General features: G+C 71.3%; 1 protein-coding gene. It reads right to left on the reverse strand.

Annotated features, from left to right (window positions below; translation table 11 throughout):
* The coding region (locus FVW20_RS17215; RefSeq protein WP_196610544.1) for a MerR family transcriptional regulator at positions 1-566 on the reverse strand (566 nt) is incomplete at its 3' end.
* Positions 567-822: the final 256 nt, after the last annotated feature.

Raw genomic sequence — 822 nt, forward strand, 5'->3', positions numbered from 1 at the left:
GCCAGGGCCTGCGCTTCGTCCAGCCAGGCGGGGCGGCCCTGCAAGGCGGACGTGCCCGGTGCGCTGCCTGCGCCAGTCATGCCAGCCGGGCCAGCCGGACCCGTGGCGTCTCCACCGGCGGAGGCCAGCGCGGTGATCAGGGTCTCGATGTGCTGCACCCGTTTCAGGATGGCGTTCTGCTGCTGGGTCAGGCCCACCATGCTCTTGGCCAGGTTGCTCACGGCCAGGGTGAAATCCTGCGGCAGTTCCACGCGGGCGGGCTGCGGCGGGGCGGCGGGTTCGGCGGATCCGGCATCCTCCCGGTCGTCACTGGCAGGGGCTTCCGGCGTTATCCACGCGAACTCGGCGGCAAGGCGTGCGCGCACCTCTTCCACCGACATGCCCATCTCGAACAGGTCGCGGATGCGCAGCGACACCGCCGCCGCCTCCGCCGTGAAGCGGATGGGCTTGCCCTGGCTGGCCACGGGGATGCAATCCGGGAACTTGCGGCGGTAGCTTTTGACGGTGGTTTCGGAAACGCCCAGCAGGCGGGCGAGGTCGCGGTGGGTCAGGTTGCCTTCGGTCATGGAAATCCTTTGGTGTGTCCCGATGGGGGCGATGGCGTGGCGCACGGGGGCTGGGCCGGGTGGGCGGGCGGTCCCCGGTGCGGACGTTTATGCGGCCCCTCCCGGCCTCTGTGGCGATCGGGCGCGGGTGCGCGTTGCGGCGTTGTGTGCTAGGCTGTATCCGTTGGAGAAATCCGGCGCGCCGGCCCGTCCGGGATGCGGGCAACCGGACGCGACGGGGGTTGAACCCCGCCGCCCGAGCGGCTATGGTGCGCGC

This window comes from Nitratidesulfovibrio oxamicus (assembly GCF_015731765.1).
Lineage (GTDB): Bacteria > Desulfobacterota > Desulfovibrionia > Desulfovibrionales > Desulfovibrionaceae > Cupidesulfovibrio > Cupidesulfovibrio oxamicus.